The following is a 25624-nucleotide window of genomic DNA, read 5'->3' as shown; positions in this document are numbered from 1 at the left end:
CTGCACTTCAACAAGATTGAGAGATCCGCACATGACAACGAGCGCCCAGGTGGCCACCGCGTCGAACGAATCGGGTGCACCGACGCACGTGCTCCTCACCAACGACGACGGATACGACAAGGAGGGGCTGCAGGCGCTCCGCGCGGCGTTGATCGCGGCGGGATTCCGTGTGACCGTGATGGCACCGGCGGCCAACAAGAGTGGTGTCGGTCGTGGCGTCACGTGCCATGGACCCGTGGTGGTGCGCCTGCATGACGATGATGGCCATGGCAATCGGGTCTATTCGTGCGCGGGGACACCGGCCGACTGTGTTCGAGTTGCGGTCCTTTCGGACGTGATCGACCCAGTCGACGTCGTCGCCTCAGGAATCAACCACGGCGTCAACATGGGCGACGATTCGACCTTCTCCGGCACGATCGGCGCGGCCCTGGAGGGCGCGCTTCTGCGAATCCCGTCCATCGCGTTCTCGCAGCAGGACGACGCGGGTGACATCTCGATGGTGTCGCGCGGGGCCCACCATTTCCTGGCGACAGACCTCGCGGTGCGGGCCACCAGAACTCTCGTCGAGAACCCGCCCCCGCCCAGGGTCATCGCCAGTGTCAACTTCCCGCATGGAGTCAAAGAACCCGCGGTGCAGAAGGCACAGCTGAGTCCGTTCAGCTATCAACGGAACTGGACGCCCGCTGAGATGCTGAGCGAGGACTCCTGGAACGTATGGGCCTACGCGAAACCGGGCCACCCGGACCCTGAGGTGAACACCAGCGCCGGCACAGATTACGCCGCCGTCATCGGCGGTGCAGCGAGTGTCTCCGCCGTGAGGGCTGACTGGGACGGGCTGTCAGACGCTCCCACGGGCGTGAACGCGTGGCTCGACGCCTTCGTCGCCCGCCTGGGGGCGCCGGGCCTCTGATCCACAGCAGCGGCCGGGTTCGACACCTCGATGGCCGAGCGGAGAGCCCGGCTGCTGCTGACCAATTCTTCAGTTCCACCGCTGGTGGAATGGAAACCGCAGAAGGAAAGGAAGACCATCGTGTTCGATTTGACGGGAAAGACCGCGGTCATCACCGGAGCCGCAATGGGGATTGGAAAGTGCTGTGCTGAAAGGCTTTCCGGTGCGGGTGCCTACGTCTACGTGCTCGACTTGGATGCGGAGGCCGGTCAGGCGGTGGCGGAGGCCTGCGGCGGCACCTTCATCCAGACTGACGTCGCCGACGAGAGCAGTGTCGCCAACGCAATGAAGCAGGCGGGTGAGCGCACCGGCACGCTGGACATCGTGGTCAATAACGCTGGTATCTCGCTGACTCGGCAGAACATCGACGAGATCTCCACGGATCGGTTCATGAGGCACATCGAGGTCAACAGCCTCGGTGTTCTGTACGGCATGCAGTACGCGCGCCCGTTCATGAAGGAGGGCGGTGCGATCATCAACACATCGTCGATCCTCGGTCAGTACGTGGCGCCCGGATACGGCTCCTACAACGCCTCGAAGTTCGCCGTGGTGGGCCTGACCAAGACCGCCGCGGTCGAGTACGGGCGCGACGGCATCAGGGTCAACTGCATCTGTCCGACGGCAGTGAACACGCCGATGCTGGCCGAGTTCGCCGACGGACAGCAGGAGGTCAACGCCTTCTCCAAGACCTCGGCGATCAGCAGCATCATCGAACCCGAGCACGTCGCTGCCCTCGTGCACTTCCTGTCCGCTGACGACTGCCCGGTCATCACGGGACAAGCTCTGCACATCGACTGCGGTATGACGGCGGGTGTCAGCTGGGCAGAGTGGACTGAGGCCGCTCCGGCCTAGAACTCCTCGGCCGGCGGGCCCGATCCTGCACGGCAGTCAATGAGGATCGCGGTCTTCGGGTGATGAGGTCCGCCATCAATGGGCCACCTCTCGTGGTCTGCCCCATGCGGGCGGGTGCGAGGGATGCCATTGTGCGCAGGCCTTATCCCCGATCATCGTGATTCGGGATTCACCCGATGACCCTGACCAAGCGGATGCGCCAGGCGAGTGTCGATCAGTACGCCAGGTCTGGCACCCAAGCGTCCTCCTCACCACCCCTCACCCAAGGAGAAGACAGATGCCCAAGCCGAGCGCCCCGATGCTCGAGGAGTTCCGCATCTTCGCCGAGACCGACATCCGGTCCGACGAGGATCTCGACGATGTCGCAGACAAGATCTGCGCGCTCTTCACCGAAGACTGCGTTCTGGAGGATCTGTCGAGTACCGAAGTCGTCCGTGGTCGCGCCGAACTGCATCCCTATTGCAAGGAACTCTTCGGCCCGTACTCGAACGTCCGGATCGAACCGACCGAGATCATCGACACGGGTACCACCTCGATTATGCGATTGATCATCTCCGGTGACCACACGGGCGAGCTGTACGGGTTGGCGCCCACCGGAATTCGGGTGAGCTTTCCGGCGATTGCCATCTATAAGTGCAACGACGAGATGACCATGGTCGCCCACGAGACTCTGGCCTATGACACAGGTGTCATCATCGATCAGGTCAAAGCGGCAAGCAGCGGCACGTAGCCGACCGATGCCGACGGGCGAGGTCTCGGTCGGCGCCGCCGTCGGCCGAGACCAGTTCTTCGATTGACACGACTGACGATGAACGGTGCACAGCAGATGGGACACGGGCCCGCTTCGGGTCGGGGGGATAGCCACCACGACCAGTGCGAGGACGCCTGCGGTTGCCCGCTCTGCGGCGGCAGCAACATCTTTCAACTGGCCGCACTGTTCCGCGGAGAGCCGTCGCCTGCGGCCATTCCGTCGTGGCGATCACGCTGGAGAGCCGTGGTACGCAGGCAGGACCGCAGTCGCCGTTCATAGCCCGCCAGCTCAAACTGGACCCGAGTCGGGACCGTTTCTACAGCGCTGCATCAGGGGATCACAGCTCGACACGGTCTTACCCGTTGAGCTGTGATCCCTGTGTTGTCGCAGTGTGTGACCGGCTAAGACTGGGGCCCATCGTGTTCCATGAGGCGCCACACCCCGCGGTGATGGCGCCAGACGAAGTTCGACGGCACCGCCAAGGGGTCTTCGGACGCGTTGGCGGCAGTTGTGGACGGGGACTGGTCAGCCGCCTGCGGAGCCGTCTCGTCCGCGGACACGGGGGTTGCCTTCCAGCAGTCGGCACGCTTGACCCGATTGATCAGTGACCGGTCGGATGAACTGCTCACCGGTGTGGTCGCGCGGTTGATGATCGCCAGGACGCGCTCGCGCAGCTGTGCGGTGGTCAGCCCGAAGCGCGGGAAGACATCCTCTTCCTCAGGACCGCCGAACGGAGCCCATTCGAGGGCGAACAAGAGGATTTCGCGATCGAACTTGTCCAGGCACGCGGGTCCTTCTGCTGGTGAAGTACGCGGAGGTGATTGCGGCATCGGGGCCCGTCTCCTCGAAGTCACTCGTGCACAACGTATTACAAAGTTCTCAAGGATCGTCACCAGCGGTGGCGCGGGCGTCGCGACGAAGCTCGTGTAGGAGCGCTCGCTGCGAATGTGTTCATGATCTTCCCTTCAGAGTCACGAAATGAAGGCCGCCGACTCGACGATCCCGGTGATCGGAGGTTCGGTGCTCAACACTGGTACGGGCATGGTCACAGTCCGGTGGGTCGCGATGGATGCTCGCCCCGACCTCCGCACGGCGACGACCATCAGCCTAACGATCGTTAGGCTGATGGTCAACCTCTAGCTCTCGTCAGAGCGTGGATCCGGTGGGCTGCTCTCAGGGCCGCCCGATAACAAGTGCCGATAGGTCTCTGCATCCCGGAGCACCATGGCTAATGGCCGTTCGGTTCGTCGCCGCAGATGTCCTCTAAACTCGTCGGCGTGGTCGAATCTGCCTCAGCGTCTGGGCGCGCTCCATCTGGTGCGGCTGCGGCCGACCTCGCGCGGATCCTGATGCATCTGCGGCGCCGTGTCACGTCTGGAAGTGACACGCGTCAAGGGATTATGGAGACTGCAATCTCCCTTTTCGCTCGGCGGGGATATGCCGGCACATCGATGCGTGATATCGCGGCTGTGGTGGGAATCAAGGCGGCGAGCCTGTACGCGCACTTTCCGGACGGCAAAGAGCAGATGCTGGTCGACGGTCTGCGAGAGATCTTCGAGCAGTTTCTTGCTTTCGTGCTGGCGGGAATCGACGTGGACATGAGTGCCGAAGAGCAGCTGCGCAGTGTGGTCGCCCAGCACACCCGCTGGCAGCTGGAGTCGGAAGAAAAGGCGTCGGCATGGGATGCCGCGGCAGACGGGGTTGGTGTCGCCGACGTCTTGTCCTCGGCAAATCTCAAAGAAATTCACGCACTGCGCGCGATGTACCACGGCTACGTCGAGAATCTGGTCGGCGAACTGTGCGTCAGTGAGACTGCTGTTGAGCGGTCACGCGCCGTTCTTGCATTGTGCGACCAAGCGAAGCGTTGGCACGTGAGTGGTGGAGGGCGATACGACTCCACCGAAGAAGTGGCGGAATTCGTTTGGGAACTTGTGCGTGAACTGGTCCTCGTCGCGAAGCGGTAGCCGCCCGAGTCAGGCGTCGTAGTCGACCGACACGCTCGCGCTCGTCGGATGTGCCTGGCAGGTCAGCACATAACCTGCGTCCAGTTCTGCGGGCCCGAGTGCGAAGTTCTGATCCATCTCCACCGTGCCGTCCACGAGTTTGGCTCGGCAGGTGCCGCAGGCCCCACCCATGCACGAGTAGGGCGCATCGGGCCGGCGCTGCAGGGCGCCTTCGAGAATGGTGTCGCCGGCCTCGAGGTCGAACGCGGTCTGCTGTCCGGCCAGAGTGAACGTGACTGCGGCACTGGAATAGTCACGACGGGGGACCGCCGGGGTGGGGTAGCCGGTGAAGAGCTCCAGATGGATGCGGTCCACATCGACGCCGTGCGCGGCGAGGGTGTCGCGGGCCGCGGTGCTCATGTCGGGCGGACCGCAGATGAACCACTCGTCGACGGTGTCGGGGTGCAGGCTGGTGGTCAGCCACCGGCGCAGCTTGTCGGTGTCGATCCGACCGCGCAACTCCGGGGTGTGCTGCTGCGCCCCGGACAGCACGTGTCGGATCTCGAGGCGGTCGGAGTAGCGGGACTCCAACCGGGCCAGGGCGTGCCGGAACATCGTCGACTCCCTGGTCCGGTTGCCGTAGATCAGCGTGAACCGGCTGTCGGTCTCGATCTCCAGCACCGTTTCAAGGATCGACAGCACCGGGGTGATTCCGCTGCCGGCGACCAAACCGACGTAGTGCCGCCGTGCCAGCGGATCCAGGGGTGTGCCGAAGCGCCCAGCGGGAGTCATCACGTCCAACACGTCGCCGGGTCGCAGATGGTGGGCGACGAACTCTGAGAACACGCCCCCGGGAATGTGTTTGACGGCGATGCGCAGTTGGGCCCGGGTCGCGGGGGCGCAGATCGAGTAGCTGCGGCGGGTCTCCTCGCCGCGCAGACTGGTGCGAATGGTGACGTGCTGGCCAGGCTCGAACCGGAACTCCTCCCGCAGCGACTCGGGCACGGCGAAGGTCACCAGTGTGCTGTCGTCGGTGATCGGGTCCACCGATGCCACCGGGATGCGGTGCAGCACAGCGTGGGTGGCGCTCGACCGCGGTGGCATGTGCACCGGCACCACGCGACTCAGCCTTCCGTTGAGTCGCTTCCACTCCCGGTACTCCGTGGGGTTCAGCTGTTGGCCGAACACCGTGGAGATCGCGGCCTCGCGCTGCAGGTAGGCATCCTCGTTGCGGCGCCACGTCTTTCGGTACCGGTAGAACGGCACCGACGGATGCAGGTGATGCACCAGGTGGTAGTTCTGCGACAGCATCAGCGGGGTGTACAGCCACTCCATGCCGACCCGAAGACGCGTCGCGCCGTAGCGGTTGCTGCGTTGGGTGTCGGCCAACCCGTGGTGGGGGAGCCAGTCGAACCACCACACCAGGACCACCAGGCCGATCCGTTGGGGAATCAGGAACACCACCGCAAGCGTCCACAGGTTGCCGGTGGCGACGGCGGCGATCAACCCGATCGTGCTCAGCGTGAGAAGCCCCAGGGTTTCGACGACTTCGGCCTTCGGCCGACTCCGCAGGGTGCGCAGGATGAACCGGCCGTAGAGCACCTCGGGGAATGGCCAGCGCAACGGCATCTGCCACCACCGGGAGTGTGAGGCCCAGGCATCGGGATCGTTCTCGTCGTCATTGGAGTGCCGGTGGTGCTCGATGTGGACGAAGGCGTACGTGGGGAACGAGATGATCGGTACGACCAACAGCCACGCCAACCGGCCGACCAGACCGTTGACCCATCGGGTGGTGCTGACCGCGTAGTGGATCGCCTCATGCCCCACGGTGAACATCAGGAACGTGACCACCGCGTTGACCGCGATCGTCACGCCGGCCGGCATCCAGCCCTGGACGTAGCCGATCGTGGACGTCACGAACGCAATCCACCCACCCACGAGGATCGCCACGGTCGGCACCGCGAGCCTGGGCGCCGGGGCACCCGGATCCGGCAACGCGTGGCGGGGTGTCGCCGCCGTGTCGTCGAGCGCTTCTCTGAGCGCCATGCGTGCCTCCCGAGATCCGGAGTAGAACCGATAAGTACAAACGCTACGAACGTCGTCGGTGTATGGCCATATCGTCAGGGAACCAACCCGCGGATCGCGCTTGTCTTCTGGAGACAAAATTTGTGCAGTAAGGTCCGCAGCATGGAGATCCCGCCCAGTGGCGAGGGTTCGGCCGCGGCGGACGTCGTCGGAAGGCTGGTCGACAATCTCGACGAGGTCACCGCCCGCACCCAGCGTGTGTTGATGGAGGAGGTGGCCGACCTCGGCGGCGACGCTCAGCTGGTGCAGCTGCTCCGGGACAACGTGGCCGCGAACATCGACACCGTCTTATCGGCGATTCGTCACGGCATCCCGGTGGGGCATGTGGAGGCGCCGACGGCCGCCCTGGAGTACGCGCGGCGCCTCGCGCAACGGGACGTGTCGGCCAATGCGCTGGTGCGTGCCTACCGGATCGGTCACCAGGCGGTGCTTAAGATCCTGCTTGAGGAGATCCGCGCCTCCGACCTGGATCCGCAACGTCGCCTCGACGTCTTCGACGAGATCCTCGCGGTGACGTTCCGCTACATCGACTGGATCACCCAGCAGGTGCTCGGCGTCTACCAGGACGAGTACGACAGGTGGCAGCAGAGTCGAAACCGACTGCAGGCAGCTGAGATCCGTGGCGTGTTGGAATCCGACGACGATGTCGACGTCGATGCGGTCTCGACCACATTGCGGTATCCGCTGCGGGCGACCCATGTGGGGTTGGTGCTGTGGTGCGACGCCTCCGGCGATCAGGATGAACTGAGCGCTATGGAGCGGTACGTACACGAGTGCGCCGCCTCGGTGGGAGCCCGCGAGCGCGCGCTGTTCGTTTCGGCTGACCGGCTCACTGCGTGGGCCTGGTTACCCGTCAGATCCGAGAACATCACGTTGGCGCCCATTCCCGAGGACTCGACCCTGCACGTTGTCGCGGGCCGCGCCCTGCCGGGAGTGGCGGGGTTTCGGCGGTCGCACCGGCAGGCACAGCTTGCCCGTCGCGTGATGCTCGCAGCGGGATCGCCTGGTGATCGGCCGGTCAGCGCGGCTGAGCCCGGACTGATGTTGGCGGGCCTGGCGGGAACTGATCTGGATGAGGCGCGCGCGTGGGTGGCCGCCGTCCTCGGACCGTTGGCCACGGCGAGTCCAGGCGACGAACGCCTGCGCGAAACGCTCCGGGTGTTCCTGCGCGCCGGTTCCAGTTTCAAGGCCGCCGCCGGCGAGCTTCACCTGCACTTCAACTCGGTCAAATACCGGGTGCAGCGTGCCGCCGAACGCCGCGGTCGACCCATCACCGATGACCGCCTCGACGTGGAAGTCGCGCTGCTCCTGTGCCATTGGTTCGGTCCCGCGATCCTCACGGAATGAGCGGGATGAACCGGGCCCCCACACACTGATCGCGAGGATGCCGACACGCGTGGAACTCATCGTGGCGGAAAGTTCTCAGTAGTCCCACACCGTCGGCACAAACCGGAAGGCGTCCCCGGCGACTGCCACCTTGCACACGGAGGGGAACGGCAGATGGGTTGCCACCAACGACTCACCCGTGGCCGCGAGTTCCCGCAGGAGTCGGACTCGGACTCGTGCCGCCTCCTCCGGGTCGTGCTCGAAACCGTTGTGCCAGTCGGGTTGATCAGCACCCACCTGGAACACCGCGTCACCGGCGAACGTCAATCGATCACCACTCGACTCGAGGCGGACGATGCTGTGGCCGGGCGTGTGACCACCGGTGCGGGAGACCACGACGCCGGGGGCCACTTCGTATTCCCTTTCGAATGGCCGCAACTGGTGGCGGTAGACGTCCAGGAATCGTGAGGCGACCGAACGCAGCACCTCGGGCACCGGTGCGGGCATGGCCGTACGGGAGAAGTCGGGCGCCGCCCAGAAGTCGGCCTCGGCCGTCGCCAGGTGAATCCGCAGATCTTGACGCATCCGTCCCCGCAGCGCGTCGCTGAGCAGACCTCCGACGTGGTCCATGTGCAGGTGGGTGAGCACGACATCGGTGACGGATTCCGGATCGATGCCGGCGGCCTCAAGCCGCAGGGCCAGCCGTCCGGCCCGCGGAAAGTCCGGAAACTCCAGTCCCAGACCGGAATCGATGAGGATGGTCCGTTCACCACTGCGCACCACCGCGACATTCAGCGGCCAGTCGATCAGATCCGGCGGTAGGAACATCTCCTTGAGCCAGGCCGCCAGATCGGCCGCACCGGCATTGGTGGCCAGCGTCTCCGCCGGGATTGGCAGCACCCCGTCGCTGATCACCAGTACGTCGAGATCCCCGACCTGTAGGGCGTATCGGGACGGAACCAACTCGTCGTGCACGAGTCCGGCCGACGTGGCGAGGTTGGCTGTGCTCATGGTGTTCTCCTCCTGAGGACTCTGACTCCGACCAGGCGCGATCACCCGTCTGTCCCCAGAACGTCCCCGCGTCGCGGAAGTCATCCAGCGCCGAGAAGGACCCGGCATTCACACGGCTCTGCCGCCCCCGTCGACGGGCAGGACCACGCCGGTGATGAAGCTGGCGCGCGGAGACGCCAGGAAGAGCACGGCCTGCGCGATCTCGTCGGGTTCGGCGGTGCGGCCCAAAGGCAGTGCGCGGCCGAGTTCTTCGTTGGTGTCGCCCCATTCGGCGTACACACCTTCGGTGTTCGTCGGTCCTGGGGCCACGGCGTTGACGCGGACGCCCTCGCCTGCGAATTCGGCCGCCCACGTGCGCGTCAAGGACTCCACCGCAGCCTTCGAAGCGCTGTACACAGACGCGCCCGGGACACCCTTGGCGGCCACCATCGACGTGACATTGACGATGCTCCCCCGACCGCGCCGCACCATCCCTGCCGCCACCGCGGCGGTCAGGAAGTAAGCGCCGCGGACGTTGGTGTCGAATGTCCGCGCGAACGACGCGACGTCCTGGTCGACGGTCAACGCCCCGGGAAAGGTCGCGGCGTTGTTCACCAGAACGTCAATGTCCCCGGCCTGTTCAAGCAGTGCGTCCACGGAGGCCAGGTCGGCGACATCGGCCCTGATGAAGCGCATCCGGTCGTGGGTGGCGACAGCGCTCTCGCCGCGGGCGGAGTCGCGTCCCGTGATGATCACCTCGGCGCCGGCCCCCGCCAACAGTCGGGCACAGGCCAGGCCGATGCCCGCGGTGCTCCCGGTGACGAGCGCGCGGTGTCCCTGCAGGTTCATGACAGTCCTTTCGTTGAGTTCACCTGTGGAAACCGCGTCGCACGGGTCTGGTTGTCCCGCAGTGAGGACTGCCACGCGGATGAATCGGCGAGGGGTCAGTGGTTCTGGTGGTCGAAGGCGACATCGACGCCTCCCAACCCGGCGAACAGAAAGGCCCACCATGAGAATCGTCGTCATCGGCGGCACTGGCCGAATCGGATCCAAGGTGGTCCACCAACTGAACGAACACGGCCACGACGTCGTGGCCGCCGCACCGTCCACGGGCGTGAACACCGTCACCGGCGAGGGGTTGGCCGACGTGTTGAGCGGTGCCGACGCGGTGGTGGATGTGACCAACTCACCGACCTTCGAGGAGGTTGCGGCCCAGGAGTTCTTCAACGCATCCACCCGGAATCTGCTGGCCGCGGAGGCACAGGCGGGCGTTTCACACCATGTGGCCCTCTCCGTGGTCGGAACCGAACAGTTGGCCCGCGAGAGCGGCTACTTCAAGGCGAAGTTGGCGCAGGAGAAGCTCATCTCAGAGGGACCGGTGCCGTACACGATCGTGCGGGCGACGCAGTTCTTCGAATTCCTGGGCACGATCGCCGATTCCGCGACGGTCGACGGCCAGGTGCGACTGCCCGATGCCCTGATTCAGCCCATGGCCACGACAGATGTCGCCGAAGCCGTCGCCATCGCCGCGGTCAACCAACCGGTGAACGGCATCGCCGAAGTGGGTGGGCCCGAGCAGTTCCGGCTGCCAGATCTGATTCGCACCGCCCTGACCGCTCACGGTGACCACCGCGAGGTGGTGGTTGACCCGACGGCGCGGTACTGGGGAGTCGACATCGATGAGCACACACTGGTACCCGGCGACGGCGCATCGCTCTTCGACATCCGCTTCGAGGACTGGATTCTCGAGACCGCCGCCACGAGCTGATCAGCACTTGACACGGAGGCAGGCCGCGAGCGCTGGACCCCGGCCGCGAGCTGTCGTTACCATCCATTGGGTCGGCCCTGCCCTCATGATCACGGCCGTCTCCAGAGGGGTGCGCTATGGCGAGTCACGGCCGGGCACAGCACCTGCACGGGCGCACCGCCGAGACCGCAGCGCTGCGCCAAGTCACCAAGTCAATTCGATCCGGCACGTCCCACGTCCTGGTGTTGCGCGGCGAGGCGGGAGTCGGGAAGACCGCGCTGCTGAACCTGCTCCGGGGCGAGGGCGACGGCCTGCGCTGTGTCCAGGTCTCCGGAGTCGAGTCCGATATGGAGTTGGCGTACGCCGGACTGCAGCAGTTGTGTGCGCCCTTGATGGACCACCTCGAGGACCTGGCGCCACCACAGCGTGACGCGCTGGACGTTGCGTTCGGGCGTGGCGTCGGGCCACCGCCGGAGCGCTTCCTGGTCGGCTTGGCGGTGCTGAGCCTGCTCGCGGCGGCGGTGCACGACCAGCCACTGCTGTGTGTTGTCGACGACGCCCAATGGCTGGACCAGGTTTCGCTGCAGACATTGGGTTTCGTTGCGCGCCGGCTTGTGGCGGAACCCGTGGCCATGGTGTTCGCCGCGCGCACCGAGGGCGCCGAGACGCTGGCCGGGCTGCCGGAACTGCGTGTGCACGGTCTATCCGATGCCGACGCACGAACACTGTTGGACCAGGCGATGATCGGCGTAGTCGATCCCAATGTCCGCGATCGCGTCGTCGCCGAGACACGTGGCAACCCGTTGGCACTTCTGGAAGCTCCCCGCACGTACTCGGCTGCAGAACTCGCGGGCGGATTCGGGCCGCTGAGCGCGACGGGATCACCCAACCGCATCGAGGAGAGCTACGTCCGTCGCATCCAGGCGCTGCCGGATGCGACGCGCCAACTGCTGCTGCTGGCCGCGGCCGAACCGGTCGGCGACTCCGCGCTGTTTCTGCGTGCCGCCGCACGGTTGGGCATCGCCGTGGACGCGTTGTCGCCGGCCGAGTCCGCGGGTGTCATCGAGTTCGGCCCCCGGATGCGCTTCCACCACCCACTGATTCGTGCGGCCGCCTACCGGGCCGCCGACCTGGCCGACCGCCGAAAGATCCACGCCGCGCTCGCTGCGGCCACCGACGCCGACTCCGATCCAGATCGGCGTGCATGGCACGCAGCCAATTCCGTCGCCGGCACCGATGATTCGGTGGCCGCAGAACTGGAGGACTCGGCAAGCCGGGCCCAGAGCAGAGGAGGCATCGCCGCGGCCGCGAACTTCCTCGAGCGTGCCGCAGTGCTCACGTCGGATCCGGATCTTCGTGGGAGCCGCGCCTTGGCTGCCGCTGAGGCCAAACGGGACTCGGCGGACTCGGCGTCGGCCTATGAACTGCTGACCATCGCTGAGTTGGCACCGCTGCCGGAACTTCAGCGTGCCCGTGCGGTGCGCCTGCGAGCTCAGATGGAGTTCGTCAGCAGCCGAGCGGGGGACAGTGGTGCTCCCCGGGTGGGGGAGACCGCGGCCGGATTGCTGGAGGCCGCGAAGCGGATGGAGGACATCGACGAATTCGCCTCCCGCGAGAGCTATCTCGAAGCATTCGCGGCGTTGATGTATGCCGGTCGTCTGGGGCAGCCCGGAGCCCTTGTCGATGCCGCTGACACCGCCCGCACGGCGTTGACCCGCACCTCGGACCTTCCCCGGGCCGTGGACCTGTTCTTCCGGGGCGTTATCGAGCGGGTCACCGGTGGCGCCCGGGCAGGAGTCGAGCACCTCCGGACCGCCCTGGACGCGATGTGTCAGCTTGCCGAGGCAAGTCCCGGCGAAATCCTCCGGTGGCTGGTTCCGGCGTTTCCGATCCTGCAGGAGTCGGCGGCCCATGAACTCTGGGATGAAGACGTTGTCGACAGGCTGTCGGCGGCGATCGTGAGGCAGGCCCGGACCGCCGGCGCGTTGGCCGGACTCCCACAGGCGCTGGTGTACCGGGCCGGACTACATGTGCTGCTTGGCGAATTGTCCACGGCGACAACGCTGATCGCCGAGGCTGACTCGATCACCGCGGCAACTGCCCCGAACGGACCCGTGCGCTACTACTCGCTGGTGATCACCGCGTGGCGGGGGGATCCCGTGGCGGCGATGCGGCTCATCGACGCGGCCTCCAGTGACGCTGAGGCACGCGGAGAGGGCAGGCTTCTCGGTCTGACCGGCTATGCGACCGCAGTGTTGTACAACGGACTGAGCCGCTACGAGGAAGCCTTCTCCGCCGCGCGTGAGGTCTGTGAGTACGAGGATCTCGGTTTCTACAGTTGGGCGCTGCACGAACTGGTCGACGCCGCCGCGCACATTGGTGAGCTGGCTGCGGCGCAACGCGCCATCAGCCACATCGAGGAACGCGCAGGGGCCAGCGGGACACCGTGGGGGCTGGGCGCGATGGCCAGCGCACGCGCGCTGCTGGCCGACAACGACGACGCCGATCAGTTGTTCACCGAGGCTCTCGACCATCTGTGCCGGTCTCGTGTGATGGTCCATCAGGCGCGAACACACCTGGCCTATGGCGAATGGCTGCGCCGAGTGAACCGGCGCGGTGATGCCCGTCGACATCTGAACGTGGCCCACGAGATGTTCACCCGCATGGGCGCACAGGCGTTTGCCGAGCGGACCCGCAGGGAGTTGATCGCGGTCGGCGACAAGGTCCGCAAACAGCCGGTGGCCTCCGGTGACCAGTTGACGGCGCAGGAGGCGCAGATCGCGCGTCTGGCCGCAGACGGACTGACCAACCAGGAGATCGGGGCCCAACTGTTCATCAGCGTGCACACCGTCGAATGGCACCTGCGGAAGGTCTTCGTCAAGCTCGGCATCACATCGCGCCGCTCGCTGCGCACGCTGACCTGGTCTGATTGACGTCGGCCCAGGGTCGCGGCGGCGCGACTACGGGACTACGGACTGTTGACCACGGATGACCAAGGGTCCCCCTGGGGCCGTTGGCGACGAGTCTGAATTTCACACAGCCACACACTGAATTCAGACCGGAGGAAGTCCTCATGACCGTCAACGCCGTTCCCCCCGCCGTTGAGTCCGACAGCGAACTCAAGGCACGCTTCGCCGCCGAAGTGTGGCCGCTGGTCGACAGCCTGGCACGGGGAGCCCGCCGGCTCACCCGCAGCAACGCCGATGCCGAGGATCTGCTGCAGGAGACCCTCGTCCACGCCTACGCGGGCTTCCGGACCTTCAAAGAGGGCACCAACCTCAAGGCGTGGCTGTTCCGGATCCAGCACAACCAGTGGATCAACGCGTACCGGTGGAAGGAGCGGCGCCCCGCGGAGGTGCTCACCGACGAGCTCACCGACCGGGGTCTGGCCGAGTACGGTGCCCATCTTGCGGGAGGGCTGCGATCGGCGGAGGACGAGGCCCTTGACTGGCTGCCCGACAACGAGATTCGCGAGGCGATGGCTCAGCTCTCCGCCGGATTCCGGACGGTGCTGTACTACGCCGATGTGGAGGGTTACACGTACGCCGAAACCGCTGCGCTCATGGGGATTCCGATGGGCACCGTGATGTCTCGGGCCTCGCGGGCGCGTGTCCAACTGCGTCGTTCACTGGCCGACTCGACCCACGCGCGGCGTCGTTCCGAATCCATGTCCACGCTCGCCGCGTGAGAAGGAGAGACCGATGTCCACCCAGTACGGAGAAGAATGGAAGACGGCGATCACCGTCGTGCAGGGCGTCCACCCGCCGGCCATCGCGGCGAACGCCGAGGCGATGACCGTGGTGGTCGAGTATCCGCCCGGCAGTCGGGGCGCCCCACCGCACCGTCACCCGGGCGGTCCTGCGTTCGGCTACATGCTCGAGGGCGAGATGCTCTTCGAACTCGAGGGGGAGCCACCGCGCGTCATCCGGGCGGGCGAGGCCTTCTGGGAACCGGGCGGTGACGTCATCCACTATTCGGATGCCAACAACCGCGAGGACCTCCCAAGCCGCTTCCTGGTCACGATGTTCTGCGTTCCGGGTCAACAGATGCTGGTGCTCGTCGACGACGACGAACTGGCCGCGCGCGAGCACCTGCGGATTCCCAGGGGGCACCGGGCCCGGTGAGCGGCCGCGTCGGTACGCGGCACGCCGGGGGATTGCGTACCAACCCGGCCGCTCGCGGGAGGGACGCGGCGGGGCCGTGCTCCTTCGGGGCAGTGCTACAAGCGCACCAGCGAGAACGGATACGTGAAGGCTCCGGCGGGCGTCCCGTCGCAACCGGCGTCGAATGACGACGTCAGCGTGCCCTGCAGCGTCCCGGAATCCCACGAGTACACATCGCGGGTGGGGATCACGGGCCCGTAATAGACGTTGCCGCAGCGCAATCCGTCCGGCACGTCGACTGTCAGTGTGTACCGGCCGTCGACGAGACGTGCCTCGCCGACGTACTCGAAGGCCTTGGCCACCGGCATCGGGATCGCATTGATCGACACGCAGCCTTCGGTGACGGGCAGGCAGTGCGTCACGGCCCACGTCCAGGTGTGGAAGTCGTACCGGTCCGGGATCACCAACTGGTAGTTGGCGAAGAATGGTTCCGCATGGCTTGCGGGAGAGTGCCACAGGCCTGCGGTCACCACCGCTGCCAGCACGCACAGGAGCCTCGCGGTCAACATGTCCAAACCTCTTTCGGTGGTGGTCTCGGTCCGACGCAGCAGGATGTGGACTCGCTACATGTGGGAGCCGCCGTCGATGCGCACCTCGGTGCCGGTGATGAAGTACGCGTCGTCGCTGCCCAGCATCGCCACCACACCCGCCACCGCATCCGGTGCCGCGAAGATCGCACCGCCGTCCAACGGCAGCATCGGGGCCACCTTGCCGAACAGGCTGTAGTCGGCGTCTTCGGGCAGGCCGGGGCCGACACTCTGTCGGGACTCTCCGGTGCCGTCCGTCATACCCGACGAAATCGACCCGGGCTGAACGCAGTTGAACCGAATCCCGGCCTTGGCGAACTCCAGCGCCAACGCATGCGTCATCGACAGCACACCGCCCTTGGAGGCCGCGTAGGCGGCCATGTAGGGATGCGCGAAGTGGGCGGAGGTTGAGCTGAAGTTGACCACCGCCGGGCCCTTCCCGTCCTGCAGTGCGCCGATGGCTTCCCGGGTGACCAGGAAGATCCCGACGAGGTTGATGCGAAGCACCAACTCGAAGTCGGCGAGCGTGGTCTGCGTCAGGTGTGACGACCGCAGGATGCCGGCCGCGTTCACCAGGGTGTCGAGGCCGCCCAGCAGTCCCACCGCCTCGGCCACGCCGTGGCGAACGGACTCCTCATCGCCGACGTCCATCACGACCGTCTGCAGGCGTTCGCCTGCGTCGCCAGCCTTCGTGACGGTGTCGGCCAAACCTTCGGGACTGATGTCCGCCGCGACCACGTGGCCGCCCTCGGCGAGGATCCGCAGCACGCACGCCTGGCCGATGCCTGAACCGCCGCCGGTGATCAACACCCGGCGTTCGGTGTAGCGCGCGAGATTCGCGGGCGGTGGGGGAAGCACAGACAAGTCGCAGCTCCTGTCAGTTCGGGGACGCTCGCGCAATGGCGACCGCAGGCTGGGTTCGCGTCTTACCGTCCAGCCCAACCACCTCCCACCGGTGCGTCCCTTCCCGGTGGATGGGACACAGTGTGCCGCCGATCAACGGCGACTGTCACCGTCTCTGTGGTCAGTGAGCCGGTGCGCCGGTGTGTGGTTCGTCCGAACCAGTGAGTTGGAAGGGTTCTGCGGCACATGGTGAGTCAGACCCAAGACCGCCGGGCCTTGGGGCTGTCGGGCCTGCGTGAACGCGGATTCGGACCCGTCCAAGCCGTCGGCGGGCTGCTCGCGATGTCGGCCGACGCCGTGAAGTTCCTCTTCCGCGGACCGTTTCAGGGCCGGGAATTCCTGGAGCAGTCGTGGTTCGTGGCGCGCGTGTCGCTGATGCCCACGGTCCTCGTCGCGATCCCCTTCACGGTGCTCGTGAGCTTCACCCTCAACATCCTCCTGCGCGAGTTGGGCGCGGCGGACCTGTCGGGCGCCGGTGCGGCTTTCGGCGCGGTGACTCAGGTCGGCCCCATGGTCACAGTGCTGATCGTGGCCGGCGCCGGCGCCACCGCGATGTGCGCGGACCTGGGGTCGCGCACCATCCGCGAGGAGATCGACGCGATGGAGGTGCTGGGCATCAATCCGGTCCAGCGGTTGGTGACGCCTCGGATGCTTGCGTCGGCCCTGGTGGCGATGCTGCTCAACAGCCTCGTGGTCATCATCGGAATCCTCGGCGGCTACGCCTTCTCGGTCTTCGTCCAGGGGGTCAACCCCGGAGCTTTCGCCGCAGGCATCACGCTGCTCACCGGGGTGCCCGAGGTGATCATCTCGTGCGTCAAGGCGGCCCTGTTCGGACTGATCGCCGGGATGGTCGCCTGCTATCGCGGGCTGACCATCAGCGGTGGCGGCGCCAAGGCCGTCGGCAACGCCGTCAACGAAACCGTGGTGTACGCCTTCATGTCGCTGTTCGTCGTCAACGTGGTGGTCACGGCCATCGGCATCCAGATGACGTCGAACTGAGCAGGGACCAGACGATGGCAGGGATACGCGTACTCCACCCGCAACTGGCGCGGGAACTCAGCAGACCGATCGGCACCCTCAGCCGCATCGGTGAGCACACCGCGTTCTACGGGCGCGCGCTGGCCGGTGTGCCCCACGCCGCCGTGCACTACCGCCGGGAGATCATCCGCCTGATCGCCGAAATCAGCATGGGTGCGGGGACATTGGCGATGATCGGAGGAACCGTCGTCATCGTCGGCTTCCTCACTCTCGCGGCAGGCGGCACGCTGGCGGTGCAGGGATACAGCTCGCTGGGTGACATCGGCATCGAAGCCCTCACCGGGTTCCTGGCCGCTTTCATCAACGTCCGGATCTCGGCGCCCGTGGTCGCCGGCATCGGACTGGCCGCCACGTTCGGCGCGGGGGTGACCGCGCAGTTGGGCGCGATGCGGATCAGCGAGGAGATCGATGCCCTCGAGACCATGGGCATCCGGTCGGTGGAGTACCTCGTCAGCACCCGCATCGTCGCCGGAATGATCGCGATCACACCGCTTTACGCCATCGCCGTGATCCTGTCGTTCACCGCGAGCAAGCTCACCACCGTGGTGATGTTCGGGCAGTCGGCGGGCCTGTACAACCACTACTTCGCGACCTTCCTCAATCCGACGGACCTGCTGTGGTCGTTCCTGCAGGCGATTCTGATGGCGATCGCGGTGCTGCTGGTGCACACCTACTTCGGCTACTTCGCCCGCGGCGGTCCGTCGGGCGTGGGTGTCGCGGTCGGGAACGCGGTGCGCACGTCCCTCATCGTCGTGATCGCGGTGACCCTGCTGGTGTCGCTGTCGGTCTACGGCGCCAACGGCAACTTCAACCTGTCGGGTTAGAGGGGAGTTCTGCTGTGGCATTGAGTCCCGAGGTCAAGCGGCCCCTGATGGGTGGCGCGACGATCGCCGCGGCCGTGGCCGTGGTGGCACTCGCGGTGGGCCTGTTCCGGGGCAGCTTCACCGACACGGTCGGTGTCACGGTGCTGGCCGAACGCGCCGGTCTCGTCATGAACGCGGACGCCAAAGTGAAACTGCATGGTGCACAGGTCGGTTCGGTGCGAAAGGTTGAATCCCTGCCGGACGGACGCGCCGCGCTGCATCTGGCGATGGATCCGTCGTACCTGGAACTCATCCCATCCAATGTGCGGGTCGACATCTCGTCCTCGACGGTGTTCGGCGCGAAGTTCGTCGAACTGGTGCCACCGGCCGATTCAACCGCCGAGCCGCTGCAACCCGGGCAGGTGCTCGACGCCGACCATGTCACGGTCGAGATCAACACCGTGTTCGAGCAGTTGTCCTCGGTGCTCTCGAAGATCGAACCCACCAAACTCAACGAGACGCTCGGTGCGTTGGCGACGGCGCTGGACGGGCGCGGCGATCAGATCGGCCAGATGATGACCGACCTGGACGAGTTCCTGACGAAGATCGACCCGAGCCTGCCGAATATGGAGCATGAACTCACCGTCGCCCCCGAGGTGATCAACGCCTACGCCGACGCGGCACCGGACCTCGTCACCACCGTCGAGGCCGCGACGACGATGAGCCAGACCCTCGTAGACGAGCAGCAGAATCTCGATGCCCTGCTCATCAGCGTCATCGGACTCGCAGACACCGGCAGCGATGTCGTGGGCACCAACCGGCAGGCCATCACCGACGTCGCGCGCCTGCTGGTCCCGACGACGGACCTGACCAACCAGTACAACGAGGCACTGACCTGTGGACTCGGCGGTGCCGTGCAGTTGGCCAACGCCCCGGGGACACCGCTTCCCGGTGGCCTGCTGCTGCAGACCGTGGTCTTCGGCCAGGAGCGTTACCGCTACCCGCAGAACCTGCCGAAGGTGGGGGCCACCGGCGGGCCGCAGTGCACCGATCTGCCCAAGGTCGGTTTCCAGAAGCATCCGCCGTTCGTCGTCACCGACGTCAACGCGAACCCTGCGCAGTACGGCAATGAAGGAATCCTGTTGAACTCCGACGGCCTCAAGCAGATGCTCTACGGCCCGATCGACGGTCCGCCGCGCAACTCCGCACAGATCGGACAGCCAGGGTGAACGGGCTGGGCACGACAGCAGCCAAGTTCGGCGCCTTCGCGCTGACGATGGTGGTGCTGACGGCAGGCCTGTTCGCAATCTTCAGCCAGTACCGCTCGGGATCCACCCACGGCTACTCCGCGCTGTTCCGGGACGCGTCCAGCCTCAAATCGGGCGACTCAGTGCGGGTGGCCGGCATTCGTGTCGGCACGGTGCGCGACGTGGAACTGCAACCCGACAACACCGTCCTGGTGGCCTTCGACGCCGACGACAAGGTTCGGCTCACCGAGGGGACGACGGTCGCGGTGCGCTACCTGAACCTCGTCGGTGATCGCTATCTCGAACTCATCGACGAGCCCGGCTCAGTCAGGGTCCGCCCGCCGGGGTCTCTCATCGGGATCGACCACACCGAGCCGGCACTCAACCTCGATCTGCTTCTCGGCGGCCTCAAACCCGTCATCCAGGGTCTCAACCCCGACGACGTCAACTCGTTGACCAACTCGCTGATCCAGATCCTGCAGGGCCAGGGTGGGGATCTCGAATCGTTGTTCGCGCGGACGTCGTCGTTCACCAATGCGCTGGCCGACAACGGGCAGACCGTGGAGAGCCTGATCGACAACCTCAACGACACCCTGTCCGTCCTCGCCAAGGACGGGCAGAAGTTCTCCGGCGCGGTGGACGGGCTCGAGCGCCTGGTCAGCGGCCTGGCCGAGGAACGCGATCCGATCGGCGAGGCGATCACCGCGCTGGACAACGGCACCGCGTCAATGGCGAGTCTGCTGACGGATGCGCGGCCGCCGCTGTCGGGCACCGTCGACCAGCTGACCCGATTGGCTCCGCTGCTGTCCAACGAGACCGACCTGGCCCGGCTGGACCTCCTGATGCAGAAGACCCCGCAGAACTATCGCAAGCTGGTACGGCTCGGGTCCTATGGGAGCTGGCTGAACCTCTACATCTGCGGTGTCTCCCTTCGGGTCACAGACCTGCAGGGGCGCACGGCGCACTTCCCCTGGGTCATCCAGAACACCGGCCGGTGTGGGGAGCCCTGATGCTGAAATATCGCCAGTCCTCGCTCGTTCGCACCGGATTCATCGGTTTGGTGCTGATCGTGCTGATCATCGCCGTCGGCCTGCGGCCTCAGCAGTTGATGTCGATGGCGACCTCGGTCAGGTACCAGGCGCAGTTCGCCGAGGCCGGCGGGCTGACCGCCGGCAACAACGTGAAGGTGTCCGGCGTGACCGTGGGCACGGTGTCCGACGTCGAACTCGATCAGGGCAAGGCGCTGGTGACCTTCGCGGTCAACAGCAGGGTGCGACTCGGCCGGGACACCACAGCACAGATCAGCATCGGCACGCTGCTCGGCGAGCGGGTCCTGGTCGTCGAACCGCGCGGCAACGGCAGCATCGGCGCCCTCGGTCTCATCCCGCTGACCCGCACCTCCTCGCCGTACTCGCTGACCGATGCCATCGGCGAGTTCACCTCCAACACCGCACAGACCGACACCGCGGCCATCAACCTCTCGCTGGACACCCTGTCGGAGACCATCGAACGCCTCGCCCCGCAACTCGCCCCCACCTTCGACGGTATGAGCCGGCTGTCGAAGTCGCTGAACAAGCGCAACGAGTCGTTGAGCAGCCTGCTGTCGACTGCGGCCGACGTCACCGGAATCCTTTCGGAGCGAAGCGAACAGGTGAACCGCCTGATCCTCAACGCCGATGATCTGCTCGGAGTGCTGCAGGACCGTCGGTATGCGATCGTCAACCTGCTCGCGAACACCACGGCCGTGACGCGGGAGCTGTCCGGGCTGATCGACGACAACGAGAAGGAACTCGCCCCGGCGCTTGAGCAGCTGAACCGAGTCTCGGAGATGCTCGAGCGCAACCGTGACAACCTGGAGAAGTCCCTTCGCGGGCTCGCCAAATATCAATTGACGCAGGGCGAAGCGGTCAACAACGGCTTCTACTACTACGGATTCGCCTCGAACCTGCTTCCCGGTCCGGCGATCCAGCCCTTCCTCGACTACGCGCTGGGCTTCCGCCGCGGCGTGAACGCTGGGCAGCCACCGGACAATGCCGGGCCTCGCGCCGAATTCCCGTTCCCCTACAACGGAATTCCGGGAGGACACCCATGATGAGCCGACGCGTGGGGCCACACGCCAAGAGGATTCTGGCCGTCACCCTGGCTGGCCTGGTGCTCGTGGGCGCCGGGTTCCTTGCCTACCAACAGTTCCTGAGCCCCAAGACCCTCACCGCCCACTTCACGTCGGCGACTGCGATCTATCCCGGCGACGAAGTGCGCGTGGTCGGCGTGCGGGTCGGCACGATCGAGTCCATCGAACCGCTGCCGACGAGCACTCGAGTCACTCTCAAGATCGACCGCGACGTGCCCGTGCCCGCCGATGCCAAGGCCATCATCGTGGCGCCCAACCTGGTGTCGGCCCGGTACGTCCAACTCACGCCCGCATACGGGTCGGGCCCGGAGGCCAGCGGCGAAACCATGCCCGACGGCGGCGAGATCGGGTTGGAGCGCACCGCCATCCCCGTCGAATGGGATGAGATCAAAGAGCAGCTCACCCGCCTGGCCGCGGAACTGGGCCCGTCCAGCGGGGTTTCGGAGACCTCGCTCGGTCGCTTCATCGACAGCACGGCCGACGCGATGGCGGGCAACGGTGACAGGCTGCGGGAGACCATCACCCAGTTGTCGGATGTCGGCCGGATCCTCGGCGAGGGCAGCGGCAACATCGTCGACGTCATCAAGAACCTGCAGGTGTTCGTGTCGGCACTGCGCGACAGCAACACGCAGATCGTGCAGTTCCAGGATCGGCTCGCCGACGTCACGAGCGTCGTCGACGGCAGCCGTTCCGACCTGGACTCGGCCATCACCGAACTGTCGTCGGCTCTGGGAAAGGTGCAGCGGTTCATCGAGGGTTCGCGTGATCAGACGGCCGAGCAGATCGAGCGGTTGGCCAATGTCACCCAGGTGCTGTCCGACAACAGCATGGTGGTCAAGAACGTGCTGCACGCTGCGCCCAACGCCCTGGTCAACGGCTACAACATCTACAACCCCGACACCGGCGGCCCACGCGGATCGTTCGCGATGAACAACTTCGCCAACCCCGTCGCCACCATCTGTTCGGCGATCGCGGCGGTCGAGAACGTCACCGCCGAGGCCTCGGGCAAGGCCTGCGCCGAATACCTCGGGCCCGCACTGAGACTGATGAACTTCAACCACCTGCCCTTCCCGTTCAACGCCTATCTCGGTCCCGCGCCGAAGAACGTGATCTACTCCGATCCCCGGTTGGCTCCCGGCGGTGGCGGCACCGGTCCGGCTCCCGCCGAGATCCCGCCCGCGGTCTCGGCCTACACCGGGGCCGGGGACGTGCCACCCCCACCGGGGTGGACGGATCCGCCGCACCCGCCCGGCGCGTACGCCCCCAACGGTCTGCCCGCCGATCCGCACCCCGCGCTGTATCCGGGTGCGCCCATCCCGCCTGGGGTCCCGGCACCGCCGCCTGCGGCTCCAGCGGCCTCGACGCTCACTGAGATGCTGCTGCCGGCCGAAGCCGGTGCGGCGACGACACCTACGGGAGGCACCCCGTGATGACTCGTTTGGCGGCGCGCCGACTGGCGGCGGTCGCGTGCTGCACAACCCTGGTGACGTCAGGCTGCGCGTTCGACGGGCTCAACTCGTTGCCGTTGCCCGGCACGGTGGGAACCGGAGCCGACGCCATCACCTACCACGTCGAGATCGCCAATGTGGGCACGCTGGAATCCAATTCGCCCGTCATGGTGGGCGACGTGGTGGTCGGAGCCGTCCGCACGATGGCCGTCGACAACTGGCGGGCCGCCGTCGAAGTGTCGGTGCAACCTGACGCGGTGGTGCCGGCGAACGCCGTCGCGACAGTGGGTCAGACCAGCCTGCTGGGGTCGATGCATCTCGCACTCGACCCGCCGGTGGGCCAGGAGCCGACAGGCCAACTGCCCGCGGGGTCCACCATCCCGCTGACCAAGACGTCGACGTACCCGTCCACCGAGCAGACCCTGTCGTCGCTCTCGGTGGTGGTCAACGGCGGTGGACTCACCCACATCGGCGACATCATCCACAACTTCAACGCGGCGCTCGACGGGCGCCAGGTTCAGGTCCGTGACCTGCTCACCCGGATGAACAACGTGGTCGGCCTGCTGGACAACCAGCACGACAACATCATCGCCTCCATCTCGTCGCTGAATCGGCTCGCCGAGACCTTCGCCGATCAGCGACCGGTGCTCACGTCGGCGCTGGACCGCATCCCGCAGGCCCTGGAGGTGCTCAATGCGCAACGGCCGCGGATCACCACCGCGCTCGAGAAGTTGGGCGGGTTCAGTGACACCGCGACGCAACTGATCAACGACTCGCACGCAGACATCGTCGGAAACCTCAAGAACCTCGAGCCCACTGTCAAAGCGCTGGCCGACGTCGGGCCGGATCTGGTCACGGCACTGTCGTACCTGCCGACCTATCCCTACACCCAGGACTTCATCGATCGCGGCATCCGCGGTGACTATATGAACCAGTTCATCGTCTTCGACTTCACGATTCCGCGACTCAAGAGCGGAATCCTGCTCGGCACCCGGTGGGGCGAACCAGGCGCCTCCATGGTGCCGGCGCCGGGTGACCCCTGGTACTCCACCTACACCCGGGACCCGCTCCAGGCCCCGCTGACCCCACTGCCCACGGAGGTCGCCACCATCCCCTTCGACCCACCGAGTGATTCCGCGACACCGGCAGGCGGCGTCGAGGCGCCCACCGAAGGAGGCAACTGATGTTGACTCGCTTCGTCCGCAACCAGCTGATCATCTTCTCGATCGCATCGGTGATCGGCGTCGGCGCGATGGTCTTCGTCTACATGCAGGCCCCGGTGCTCCTGGGGATCGGACGGATCACGGTCAAAATGGAGGTGCCGAACACCGGGGGCCTGTACCGCTTCTCGAACGTCACCTACCGGGGCGTGGAGGTGGGCAAGGTCACCGACATCCGTCCCACCCGCGGGGGCGCCGTGGTCACCATGTCACTGCAGAAGTCACCGAAGATCCCCGCGGACCTGCAGGCGAATGTGCGCAGTGTGTCAGCGGTCGGCGAGCAGTACGTCGACCTGGTTCCCCGCGCCGACGGTGGACCCCACCTGCAGGACGGTTCGGTGATCACCGCAGAGAACGCCTCGCTGCCGGAACCCGTCGGGCCGATGCTTGACCAGATGAGTTCACTGGTCGACAGCATCCCCACCAGCAAGCTCACAGACCTGCTCGACGAATCGTTCAAGGCGCTCAATGGAACGGGTGACGACCTGGGCTCGCTGTTCGACTCGTCGAGCCGACTTGCCGCCGATCTCAACGGCGCGGCCGACAACGCTCGCACCCTGATCGACGACAGTCGTCCGCTGCTCGACGGGCAGGCGCAGAGCGTGGAGTCGATCCGAACCTGGGCGCGCAGCATGGCGGGGATCACCGGACAGGTCGCGACGCGGGATCCGGAGGTCCGGACGATTCTGCGCACCGGTTCCGGCGCTGCGGATGAGGCGTCGCGCCTGCTCAACCAGGTCAAGCCGACGCTGCCGGTGCTGCTGGCGAATCTGACCACAGTGGGCCAGATCGGAGTCACCTACCACTCGTCGATCGAACAGCTGTTGGTGCTGTTGCCGCCGTACCTTGCGGCGACCCAGTCGTACGGGTCCTCACTGAACAACCCGACCGGCATGGCACTGTCGGAGTTCAGCCTGACACTCGGTGACCCGCCGGCCTGCACGGTGGGGTTCCTGCCGCCGTCGTCGTGGCGGCCGCCCGCTGACCTCACTGACGTGGACACTCCGGAGGGGCTGTACTGCAAGCTGCCCCAGGACTCGCCCATGGGAGTTCGTGGCGCGCGAAACTTCCCGTGCATGGCGCAGCCGGGCAAGCGTGCACCGACGGTCGAAATCTGTGAGAGTGACAAGCCTTTCGAGCCGCTTGCGATGCGGCAGCACGCGCTGGGCCCGTACCCGATCGACCCCAGCCTGATCGCGCAGGGTGTTCCGCCGGATGACCGGATCACGTTCGAGGAGAACATCTTCGGCCCAGCCGAGGGCACTCCGATGCCGCCGGCCGGCGTCGAAGGCTCCGTGCCGCCTCCTCCGTCCGCAGACCCCGCTGCGCCCGCCTCGGCCACGCAGCCCTCGGACGCGGCCGGGCCCCCGGTGGCGTTCGCGACCTACAACCCGGGGACCGGGCAGTATGCGACGCCCGACGGCAACGTGTATCGGCAGTCCGACCTGGTGCAGCCCGCTCCGCAGAGTTTCCAGGACATGCTGCCTCAGTGAGGAGGAGG

Annotated in this window: 24 protein-coding genes; 18 read left to right on the top strand and 6 right to left on the bottom strand. The window is 66.2% G+C overall.

Going from position 1 to position 25624, the window contains the following annotated elements; all coding sequences use genetic code 11:
* The first annotated feature begins 31 nt into the window (after positions 1–31).
* The 3 genes from surE (at position 32) to G6N34_RS24945 (ending at position 2531) form a co-directional block, all read left to right on the top strand.
* The gene (gene surE, locus G6N34_RS24955) at positions 32–910 is read left to right on the top strand and encodes a 5'/3'-nucleotidase SurE (RefSeq protein ID WP_085152178.1); all 879 of its coding nucleotides are present in this window, start codon (positions 32–34) and stop codon (positions 908–910) included.
* A gap of 120 nt (positions 911–1030) precedes the next feature.
* The gene (locus G6N34_RS24950; protein ID WP_163645516.1) at positions 1031–1801 is read left to right on the top strand and encodes an SDR family NAD(P)-dependent oxidoreductase; all 771 of its coding nucleotides are present in this window, start codon (positions 1031–1033) and stop codon (positions 1799–1801) included.
* Positions 1802–2078: 277 nt separating this feature from the next.
* On the top strand, positions 2079–2531 hold the full coding sequence (locus tag G6N34_RS24945; protein ID WP_085152176.1) for an ester cyclase: 453 nt from the start codon (positions 2079–2081) through the stop codon (positions 2529–2531).
* 422 nt (positions 2532–2953) lie between these two features.
* On the opposite strand, the gene G6N34_RS24940 is transcribed toward G6N34_RS24945, so the two are convergent.
* The gene (locus G6N34_RS24940; RefSeq protein ID WP_133057767.1) at positions 2954–3382 is read right to left on the bottom strand and encodes a hypothetical protein; all 429 of its coding nucleotides are present in this window, start codon (positions 3380–3382) and stop codon (positions 2954–2956) included.
* A gap of 148 nt (positions 3383–3530) precedes the next feature.
* Between G6N34_RS24940 and G6N34_RS24935 the strand changes: the two genes are divergently transcribed.
* Together G6N34_RS24935 and G6N34_RS24930 are read left to right on the top strand one after the other, a co-directional pair.
* The gene (locus G6N34_RS24935; RefSeq protein WP_163645514.1) at positions 3531–3692 is read left to right on the top strand and encodes a hypothetical protein; all 162 of its coding nucleotides are present in this window, start codon (positions 3531–3533) and stop codon (positions 3690–3692) included.
* Positions 3693–3829: 137 nt separating this feature from the next.
* Positions 3830–4516 (top strand): TetR/AcrR family transcriptional regulator, encoded by a 687-nt coding sequence (locus G6N34_RS24930; protein WP_163645512.1) that lies wholly within the window; start codon positions 3830–3832, stop codon positions 4514–4516.
* Between the two features lie 9 nt (positions 4517–4525).
* Here the strand turns inward: G6N34_RS24930 and G6N34_RS24925 are convergent, their stop codons facing one another.
* Entirely contained in the window at positions 4526–6541 is a 2016-nt protein-coding gene (locus G6N34_RS24925; RefSeq protein ID WP_085152173.1) for a fatty acid desaturase, read from the bottom strand.
* A 141-nt stretch (positions 6542–6682) separates the two neighbouring features.
* Here G6N34_RS24925 and G6N34_RS24920 point away from each other — a divergent pair, with 141 nt between their 5' ends.
* Positions 6683–7927, top strand: coding sequence for an RsbRD N-terminal domain-containing protein (locus G6N34_RS24920; RefSeq protein WP_085152172.1), 1245 nt, complete (start codon positions 6683–6685; stop codon positions 7925–7927).
* Between the two features lie 75 nt (positions 7928–8002).
* On the opposite strand, the gene G6N34_RS24915 is transcribed toward G6N34_RS24920, so the two are convergent.
* Positions 8003–8917, bottom strand: coding sequence for an MBL fold metallo-hydrolase (locus G6N34_RS24915; protein ID WP_085152171.1), 915 nt, complete (start codon positions 8915–8917; stop codon positions 8003–8005).
* Positions 8918–9025: 108 nt separating this feature from the next.
* On the bottom strand, positions 9026–9745 hold the full coding sequence (locus G6N34_RS24910; protein ID WP_085152170.1) for an SDR family NAD(P)-dependent oxidoreductase: 720 nt from the start codon (positions 9743–9745) through the stop codon (positions 9026–9028).
* Positions 9746–9905: 160 nt separating this feature from the next.
* Between G6N34_RS24910 and G6N34_RS24905 the strand changes: the two genes are divergently transcribed.
* The 4 genes from G6N34_RS24905 (at position 9906) to G6N34_RS24890 (ending at position 14767) form a co-directional block, all read left to right on the top strand.
* A complete protein-coding gene (locus G6N34_RS24905; protein ID WP_085152169.1) occupies positions 9906–10664 on the top strand; it encodes an SDR family oxidoreductase in 759 nt (252 codons plus the stop codon).
* A 116-nt stretch (positions 10665–10780) separates the two neighbouring features.
* The gene (locus tag G6N34_RS24900; protein WP_085152168.1) at positions 10781–13576 is read left to right on the top strand and encodes an ATP-binding protein; all 2796 of its coding nucleotides are present in this window, start codon (positions 10781–10783) and stop codon (positions 13574–13576) included.
* Between the two features lie 140 nt (positions 13577–13716).
* A complete protein-coding gene (locus G6N34_RS24895) occupies positions 13717–14331 on the top strand; it encodes a sigma-70 family RNA polymerase sigma factor (RefSeq protein WP_085152167.1) in 615 nt (204 codons plus the stop codon).
* 13 nt (positions 14332–14344) lie between these two features.
* On the top strand, positions 14345–14767 hold the full coding sequence (locus G6N34_RS24890) for a cupin domain-containing protein (protein WP_085152166.1): 423 nt from the start codon (positions 14345–14347) through the stop codon (positions 14765–14767).
* A 95-nt stretch (positions 14768–14862) separates the two neighbouring features.
* Here G6N34_RS24890 and G6N34_RS24885 read toward each other — a convergent pair whose 3' ends face one another.
* Both G6N34_RS24885 and G6N34_RS24880 read right to left on the bottom strand, forming a co-directional pair.
* Positions 14863–15315, bottom strand: a complete 453-nt coding sequence (locus tag G6N34_RS24885; protein WP_085152165.1) for a hypothetical protein — start codon at positions 15313–15315, stop codon at positions 14863–14865.
* A 54-nt stretch (positions 15316–15369) separates the two neighbouring features.
* Positions 15370–16143, bottom strand: a complete 774-nt coding sequence (locus G6N34_RS24880) for an SDR family NAD(P)-dependent oxidoreductase (RefSeq protein ID WP_085152232.1) — start codon at positions 16141–16143, stop codon at positions 15370–15372.
* Positions 16144–16422: 279 nt separating this feature from the next.
* Between G6N34_RS24880 and G6N34_RS24875 the strand changes: the two genes are divergently transcribed.
* The 8 genes from G6N34_RS24875 to G6N34_RS24840 are packed head-to-tail and all read left to right on the top strand — an operon-like array spanning position 16423 to position 25616.
* On the top strand, positions 16423–17235 hold the full coding sequence (locus tag G6N34_RS24875; protein WP_085152164.1) for an MlaE family ABC transporter permease: 813 nt from the start codon (positions 16423–16425) through the stop codon (positions 17233–17235).
* Between the two features lie 14 nt (positions 17236–17249).
* Positions 17250–18098 carry an MlaE family ABC transporter permease gene (locus G6N34_RS24870; RefSeq protein WP_085152163.1) on the top strand — a complete coding sequence of 283 codons (849 nt, stop codon included), beginning with the start codon at positions 17250–17252 and terminating at the stop codon, positions 18096–18098.
* Between the two features lie 47 nt (positions 18099–18145).
* Positions 18146–19306, top strand: coding sequence for an MCE family protein (locus G6N34_RS24865; protein WP_085152162.1), 1161 nt, complete (start codon positions 18146–18148; stop codon positions 19304–19306).
* Positions 19303–20334 carry an MCE family protein gene (locus G6N34_RS24860; protein WP_085152161.1) on the top strand — a complete coding sequence of 344 codons (1032 nt, stop codon included), beginning with the start codon at positions 19303–19305 and terminating at the stop codon, positions 20332–20334. Before G6N34_RS24865 ends, G6N34_RS24860 begins: the two co-directional genes overlap by 4 nt.
* Complete coding sequence (locus G6N34_RS24855) at positions 20334–21416, top strand: MCE family protein (RefSeq protein ID WP_085152160.1); 1083 nt, start codon at positions 20334–20336, stop codon at positions 21414–21416. Before G6N34_RS24860 ends, G6N34_RS24855 begins: the two co-directional genes overlap by 1 nt.
* Positions 21416–22885, top strand: coding sequence for an MCE family protein (locus tag G6N34_RS24850; RefSeq protein ID WP_407663250.1), 1470 nt, complete (start codon positions 21416–21418; stop codon positions 22883–22885). The genes G6N34_RS24855 and G6N34_RS24850 overlap by 1 nt, the downstream gene beginning before the upstream one ends.
* Positions 22885–24087 (top strand): MCE family protein, encoded by a 1203-nt coding sequence (locus G6N34_RS24845; RefSeq protein ID WP_085152158.1) that lies wholly within the window; start codon positions 22885–22887, stop codon positions 24085–24087. The genes G6N34_RS24850 and G6N34_RS24845 overlap by 1 nt, the downstream gene beginning before the upstream one ends.
* Positions 24087–25616 carry an MCE family protein gene (locus tag G6N34_RS24840; RefSeq protein ID WP_085152157.1) on the top strand — a complete coding sequence of 510 codons (1530 nt, stop codon included), beginning with the start codon at positions 24087–24089 and terminating at the stop codon, positions 25614–25616. The genes G6N34_RS24845 and G6N34_RS24840 overlap by 1 nt, the downstream gene beginning before the upstream one ends.
* Positions 25617–25624 lie beyond the last annotated feature (8 nt).

The sequence above is a fragment of the Mycolicibacterium confluentis genome, from assembly GCF_010729895.1.
Taxonomy (GTDB): domain Bacteria; phylum Actinomycetota; class Actinomycetes; order Mycobacteriales; family Mycobacteriaceae; genus Mycobacterium; species Mycobacterium confluentis.
The sequence above is the reverse complement of the archived record's forward strand: the minus strand, read 5'-3'. Positions and strand labels throughout refer to the sequence as shown.